Here is a 7657-nt window from a genome sequence, read left to right as displayed (position 1 = left end):
TCTTTAGAAATCATTTGAAATTCTTCATTTTCATATTGATCTCCTATTTTAGTTCCCTTTACAATATATAAAGCATGAAGTTTTATTTCGTCTATCCCAAGTGCTGATACAGACTTTGCATTTTCAATAGTATCTATCATGTTGTCCCAAGGAAGATTTAGTATTAAATGAGTACATATTCTTAAATTATATTTTTTTATTCTAAGTACCGCATCTATAAATTCACTTAAACCATGTCCTCTATTAATTTTAATAAGACTATGATAGTTTACTGTTTGAAGACCCAGTTCTATAGTTATTAAAAGCTTATATTTTTCTTGTATCTCACTTAAAAACTTTAAATAATCATCATTGATACAATCAGGCCTTGTAGATATAGATATTCCCACTATATTATCTCTAATACTTTCCCCTATATATTGTTTGAATTTTTCCAGTTCTAAATAAGTATTAGTAAAATTTTGAAAATAAGCAATAAACTTCTTTGCCTTATATCTTCTACCAATATACTCCATGTTTTTATCCATTTGTTCTTTCACAGAAAGTGTATGGGATAAATTTTCAAAGCTTCCACCTTCCTCGCCACAAAATGTACATCCGCCATAGCTTAAATTCCCATCTCTATTTGGACACGTAAGTGGCAAGTTTATAGGAATTTTATAAACCTTTTCACCAAATTCATTCTTCAAAAAATCTGAATAACTCTTATATACTTCTATTTTATTCAAAACTTCACCTCTAAATCTAGAATAATCTAATTATTCTTACTACTATTATATCATACTATAAATAAAAAAGTATATAAACAAAGTACTTTACTTTTGCAAAGTACTTTATTTTCATAATTATTACTGGTCGTCATACTCTCCATACTCTACATCATCTTCAAAAAGTTCAACATAAGCATTAGAAACTAATTCCAATTCTTTTTCATCTTCTATTGGAATTAGGTCAAAATCTTCATCCGATTCTTTGTATTGATAAAGTAAAATTGCACCTTCAGCTTCTATAAATAACGCCATATATTCTTTGTCTTCTACCTCAAATATTCCCATTACTTCACATTCTACTTCTTCATCATTTTCAAATGTTAAATAAATTATATCTTTTTCACCTTCGTGCCCATGATCATGATTACAATTTTCATCATGTTCGTGATTGTCCATTTCTTCTTTCATAATCTATTCCTCCTTGTTTTTTTCTGTTATATGTCTATATTTAATTATACCCCTTATGTATATATATTAAAACCCATTTTCTATAGTAAAATAATAATTTTATTATATTATAAGTTTATTATTTTAAATTATTTTTGTAGACATCTTATTTCCTAATATATCTATAACTATTAAATATAGGTTTTCATATTTTTTCTTATAATTATTTACTAAAATTTCATCTTTTATTTTAAAGGTTATATTTAACTCTTTAAATATTATTAAACTTCCTTCTTTATCTTTGTATCCAATCCCAATATATTCTATTAAGTTTAAAGAGTCACCTTTTAAAACTTCTGAAATTATATCTTTATTATTTTCTTCCATTTGAATTTTTTCAATATCTACACTATATCTTTTAAGATTCATCTCTAAAATATCTTTATACTTATTATTTTTTATATCTATATCTATCTTTGCCTTAGGACTTAAAAGGTTCTTTTGACTTAAAATTTCATAATTAATTAATCCCATCTTTAATAACCTTTTTCTTATTACAGACTCTGAAATATTTCCTATATCTGAAATGATCCATTTTCGTCCCAATTTTTCTGCCACAACTGCTGTAGTTCCACTACCTGCAAAAAAATCTCCTACTATAGATGTTTCATCTGTCGAAGATAGAATTATTCTTTCTAACAACTTCTCAGGCTTTTGAGTAGCATATCCTACCCTTTCCCCTGATGTTCTACCTACCATATCTATATTCCATACATCTTTTAAATTTACAAGCGTATACCATCCTATATCATCTTTATATTCTTTAACTCCCTTAAACCTATATGGCTTTAATCCTCTATTGTATGATTTTTCTTTTTGCGGATTAAATATATATTTATCTGTTTTAGTATAAACTAATATATTATCATGCTTTCTAGAAAAGCTTCTCCTTCCTGTTCCACCTGATTTATATGACCATATTATTTCATTTAAAATCCTATTTCTACCAAATATATAATCCATAATTATTTTTACATAATGAACAGCTTTTGAATCTAAGTGAACATATATAGTTCCTCTTTTTGAAAGAAGTGCTTTTAGAAAAAAAAGTCTTATTGTTATCATTTCTAGATATTCTACAAATCCATCTTTCCATGTATCTTCATAGGCAAAAGGTTTTATTATATGTTTTTTATCATTATTTAATAATTCTACCCTATGATTGTAATTGGCTTTAGAAAAAAAGGGGGGATCAATATATATAAGGTCTAGTTTTTCTTCATAGCCTTCATCTAATAAGTTTTTCATAACCTTTATATTATCCCATATATATAATCTATTAGATATACTATCGTTTTTATTTCTTTTAGAAAATATTATTTCTTTATTCAACTTATCATTTTTTTTATTTTTAAGACTTTTAAATTTTACTTCACTTTTCTTTATTATATCTGGCATCATTTTTATTACATCCATAGACCATTCTCCTTTATTTAAATTAAGATATACCCTTAAGGGTATATCTTAATCATTTAAGTCTATGTGACAGTAGCCCCCTGGGTTTTTCTTTAAATATTTTTGATGATATTCTTCAGCCTTATAAAAGGATTTTAATGGCTCTATTTCAGTAGCTATAGGATCTTTATATTTTTCTTTTTGCCTTTCTAGCGTTTTTAATATTATATCTTTATCTTCTAAGTCTGTATAATAAATTCCAGTCCTATATTGACTTCCTATATCTGGACCTTGTTTGTTTATAAGAGTTGGATCTATTATACTCCAAAATTTATTCAAGACCTCTTCTAAAGATATTACTTTTTCATTAAATTCTATATGAGTTGTTTCAGTATGACCGGTAGTTCCACTACAAACCTGTTCATAGCTTGGATTTTTTATATTACCATTTGCATATCCAACCTCTGAACCAACTACTCCTTCTATTCTAGATAGATACTCTTCAACTCCCCAAAAACATCCTCCTGCTAAATAAATTTCTTTCATATTTCTCATCCTTTCTTATATTATAAGATTTACAATAAGTGGAGCTATAAAAACTGTTATAACACCAGCAATACTAATTGCAAGTGAACTCATAGCTCCTTCCGCCTGTCCAAGTTCTATAGCTTTGGCTGTTCCTATAGCATGAGAAGCTGTACCTAGTGCTACACCTTTAGCTATTTTATTTTTAATTTTAAAAACTTTTAATATGCTAGGTCCTAATATATTTCCCAACATTCCCGTTGCTAATACAAAAGCTAGTGTTATTGAAGGGTTTCCCTTTATTTGTTCTGATATATCAATAGCTATGGCAGTTGTTGTTGATTTTGGTATAAGAGATAACATAAGCATATCATCAAGTAAAAAAAGTTTACTTAGTATAGCTACAGAAAGTATCCCAGCAAGGGATCCTATTGATATAGCAATTAACGTAGAAATAAGATTTTTCTTTAATAATTCCAACTTTTTATATATAGGTATTGCAAGTGCAACTGTAGCTGGAGCTAAAAAGAAGTTTATAATATCTCCACCTTTTTCATAACTTTCAATATCTATATCCAAATATTTTAAAAACCAAATAATAAATATTATACTTATCATTATTGGATTTAATAATGGACTTTTCATCTTTTTATAAAATAAATTACTGATTGTAAAAACTACAATAGTAAGTGTCACACCAAATAAGGGAGTATTTAAATATTCTATCATATTTTTTTGCTCCTTTTATTTTTTTCTAAAGCTTGTACTGTATATCCAGTTACAACTATAACAACAGTAGTACTTATAAATATAATAATTGCTAAACTTAACATATTTCCTTTAAATATATGAAGTTCTCTACCTATACCCACACCTGCTGGAATAAATAATAAGGATAGATTATCTAATAAAGTATTTCCTATATCTTCTACCCACTTTAACTTGATGATTTTAAATAACATTAATATAAACAATACTATCATACTCAGTATAGTAGCAGGAACTGGTATATTGAATTTAACTTGTAAAATATCACCTAATAAAAGTATAACTAAAATAAGTCCAAGCTGTCCCAATCTATTCAAAAAAAACCTTCCTTTCTTTAAATATATTATTGATTTATTTTTTACCTTTATATCTATTTTATCATATATGTATATATAGTGCTTTATAAATAAATTAAAAGAGCTATTATAATTTAAATTATAATAGCTCTTTTAATTTCTCTATATTATTTATTATTATTTTTTTGTTTCCTTTTAGTGTAATAATTTCAAGTTCACTAAAAAGAATTAATTTTCTTGTCATAGTCTCTCTCGAGATACCTGCATAGCTACCCATTTCTTCTCTATTGATAGAAAGATTTAATACTATGGTATTGTCTTGTTTATTACCAAAATCTTCAATTAAGCTTAATAAAAGGCCTGCCACTTTAGAATTTGCATTACCCGCAGATAGTCTATCTACTAAATCTTCTACACGCCTTATTCTTTCATACGCTTTTTCTAAAATCTTTAATGTTATATTAGGATTTTTTATAGCAATTTCATCAAATTTTGTTTTGGTTAGAGTACTTACTACAGTATCTTCTAAAGCTTCAGCATTATATTTGTACTCATCTTCTTTTAAAAGATTAAAGGCTCCTACAAAGTCCCCAGATCCAAATATATATAAAATTTGCTCTCTACCATCATGAAGTATATTGTATATCTTCACTTTTCCTGAACATATTATATAAAGCCTATCTGCTTTGTCACCTGTTTTAAAAATATGCTCACCTTTTTTTAATTCACGTGTTACTACACCTTTCGATATTTGATTTAACTCAGTATCATCTAAGCTAGACAATAGGGGTATATTTTGAATACATGAATCCCCATTACAATTTTGACAATTAGTATTACAAATATTACAATTTTTTATTACTATCACCTACTAAAGAAAATTAGACACATATATGGTTGCATGTTTTTTTATCTTTATGAAGGTTTTTCTTTTCCTTTTCTAACATACCAGCTAATACTTCTTGAAACTCTTTAGCTATTTTTTTATCCATTTCTGGAACATCTTTTAAAGTATATTCCATATTTAACTCTTCATATTTTTCAAGTCCCATTCTATGGTAAGGAAGTATTTCAAATCTATCTATTTTCGAAGCTAAATGTCTTACATTATCAAATAGCTTTTCTATACTCTCCATATTATCAGTAACTGATGGTACCATTACATGTCTGAACCATATTGTACCATGAAAATCATCTAAATAGGATAAGAATTTATAAAAACCTCCTATTGACTTCTTTGTAATCTCTTTATATCCTTCATTATCAAAATGTTTTATATCTAAAAGAAGTACATCTACATATTTTAAAATCTCTTTATAATATCTACTATCACCATAGCCACTAGTATCTATTGCTGTGTTTATTCCTTCAGCCTTTAACTTTTTCAAAGTTTCTACAAGGAACTCACCTTGCATTAAAGGTTCTCCTCCAGAAAAAGTAACTCCTCCTCCAGATCTCTTATAATAAGATTTATATTTTTTAGCCATTTCTACAACCTCATCTGGTGTTATACGTGTTTTAGAAAACATTGATTGGCTATCTGGATTGTGGCAATAAGAACATCTTAAAGGACATCCCTGGAGAAAAAAAACTGTTCTTATGCCAGGACCATCTACAAGCCCCATTGTCTCTATTGAATGTATTTTTGCTTCTACCATTTTAATTCTCCTTTCAGTCTCTTAGATTCTTTCGTGGAATGTTCTATTTATAACTTCTAATTGTTGTTCTTCTGTAAGTCTATTAAAGTGTACTGCATATCCTGAAACTCTTATTGTAAGTGTTGGATACATTTCAGGATGTTCCATAGCATCTATTAAAAGTTCTCTATTTAATACATTTACGTTTAAGTGGAATGCATCTTGCTCAAAGTAACCATCCATTATTCCTGTTAAATTATTTAATTTATCTTTAGTATTATTACCCAATGTTTCCGGTGTTAAAGAAAGTGTATTTGAAATTCCATCTTGACAACTATTTTCATAAGGTAATTTTGCTACTGAATTAAGTGAAGCAAGTACTCCGTTAGAATCTCTACCATGCATTGGATTTGCACCTGGTGCAAATGGCTCTCCTTTTTTTCTTCCATCTGGTGTTGAGCCTGTTTTCTTACCATATACCACATTTGATGTAATAGTAAGAACTGATAAAGTGTGTTCTGCCCCTCTATAAGTTGGAGTCTTTTTAAGTTCTTTTATAAACTTATCTACTACTTCTACTGCAATAGAATCTACTCTATCATCGTCATTTCCATATTTCGGAAAGTCACCTTCTATTTTAAAATCTACTGCTATTCCATCTTTATCTCTTATAGGTGTTACTTTTGCATGTTTTATAGCACTTAATGCATCTGCAACTATTGAAAGTCCAGCTATTCCAAATGCCATATATCTATGAAGTTCTGTATCGTGTAAAGCCATTTGTCCTTTTTCATATGCATATTTATCGTGCATATAATGGATTGTGTTCATCGTATTTACATAAAGTCTTGAAAGCTTAGTCATTACCCTATCATAGTTAGCTACTACTTCGTCATAATCTAAAACTTCTGAATCTATACTTTCTATACCATCAATTACTTTTAAAGGATTGCCAGCCTTGTCTTTTTTAAGTTCATCTATTCCACCATTTATAGCATATAGTAAAGCTTTAGAAAGATTTGCACGTGCACCAAAGAATTGCATTTCTTTTCCTATCTTCATTGCCGACACACAACAAGCTATACCATAGTCATCACCGTATATTGGTCTCATCAAATCATCATTTTCGTATTGAATTGAACCTGATTCTATTGACATTTTAGCACAGTATTCTTTAAATCCTTTTGGTAAATCTACTGACCAAAGTACTGTCATATTAGGCTCTGGTGCTGGGGACAGTGTTGTTAGTGTGTGTAAAAATCTAAATGAAGTTTTAGTAACTAAAGTTCTTCCATCTTCACCCATTCCACCTATTGCTTCTGTAATCCAATTTGGATCTCCTGCAAACAATTCATTATATTCTGGTGTTCTTAAATGTCTTACCATTCTTAATTTTATTACAAGTTGATCTATTAGCTCTTGAGCATATACTTCATCTATTATTCCTTTTTCTAAGTCTCTTTCTATATATATATCCAAAAATGTTGTATTTCTTCCAAAGCTCATTGCGGCTCCATTATTTTCTTTTATAGCAGCTAAATATCCAAAGTATAAGTATTGTACTGCTTCTTGAGCTGTTTTAGCTGGTTTTGATATATCGATTCCATAGCTATCAGCCATTTTACCTATTGAATCTAGTGCTCTTATTTGTTCAGATACTTCTTCTCTAATTCTTATAATTTCCTCTGTAGCATCAGACACTATATTTTCATAATCTTGCTTTTTTTCCTTCTTTAGAAAATCTAAACCGTAAAGTGCAATTCTTCTATAGTCTCCTATTATTCTTCCTCTACCATAGGCATCTGGAAGTCCTGTAAGA

The 7657-nt window shown here is 28.4% G+C and carries 9 protein-coding genes; all 9 read right to left on the bottom strand.

The features are described from left to right. The coding region (locus tag ACTHW2_RS01715; protein WP_442261999.1) for a TIGR01212 family radical SAM protein at nucleotides 1-728 on the bottom strand (728 nt) is incomplete at its 3' end. Nucleotides 729-848: 120 nt separating this feature from the next. Then, nucleotides 849-1178, bottom strand: coding sequence for a DUF1292 domain-containing protein (locus tag ACTHW2_RS01710; protein WP_442261998.1), 330 nt, complete (start codon nucleotides 1176-1178; stop codon nucleotides 849-851). A gap of 123 nt (nucleotides 1179-1301) precedes the next feature. Then, the gene (locus ACTHW2_RS01705) at nucleotides 1302-2633 is read right to left on the bottom strand and encodes a DNA-methyltransferase (RefSeq protein WP_442261997.1); all 1332 of its coding nucleotides are present in this window, start codon (nucleotides 2631-2633) and stop codon (nucleotides 1302-1304) included. Between the two features lie 48 nt (nucleotides 2634-2681). Further along, complete coding sequence (gene msrA, locus ACTHW2_RS01700) at nucleotides 2682-3158, bottom strand: peptide-methionine (S)-S-oxide reductase MsrA (RefSeq protein ID WP_442261996.1); 477 nt, start codon at nucleotides 3156-3158, stop codon at nucleotides 2682-2684. Nucleotides 3159-3173: 15 nt separating this feature from the next. Continuing rightward, complete coding sequence (locus ACTHW2_RS01695; protein WP_442261995.1) at nucleotides 3174-3866, bottom strand: LrgB family protein; 693 nt, start codon at nucleotides 3864-3866, stop codon at nucleotides 3174-3176. Further along, a complete protein-coding gene (locus tag ACTHW2_RS01690; protein WP_442261994.1) occupies nucleotides 3863-4222 on the bottom strand; it encodes a CidA/LrgA family protein in 360 nt (119 codons plus the stop codon). Before ACTHW2_RS01690 ends, ACTHW2_RS01695 begins: the two co-directional genes overlap by 4 nt. Nucleotides 4223-4340: 118 nt before the next feature. Then, nucleotides 4341-4985 (bottom strand): Crp/Fnr family transcriptional regulator, encoded by a 645-nt coding sequence (locus tag ACTHW2_RS01685; protein WP_442261993.1) that lies wholly within the window; start codon nucleotides 4983-4985, stop codon nucleotides 4341-4343. Between the two features lie 97 nt (nucleotides 4986-5082). Continuing rightward, nucleotides 5083-5859, bottom strand: a complete 777-nt coding sequence (gene pflA / locus ACTHW2_RS01680) for a pyruvate formate-lyase-activating protein (RefSeq protein WP_442261992.1) — start codon at nucleotides 5857-5859, stop codon at nucleotides 5083-5085. Nucleotides 5860-5880: 21 nt separating this feature from the next. Further along, on the bottom strand, nucleotides 5881-7657 hold a 1777-nt coding region (locus tag ACTHW2_RS01675), incomplete at its 5' end, for a pyruvate formate lyase family protein (RefSeq protein ID WP_442261991.1).

Origin of the sequence: Tissierella sp., from assembly GCF_052089545.1 — a bacterium.
Lineage (GTDB): Bacteria > Bacillota > Clostridia > Tissierellales > Tissierellaceae > Tissierella_A.
Note: the sequence above shows the minus strand (reverse complement) of the source record. Positions and strands in the feature narration are given on the sequence as shown.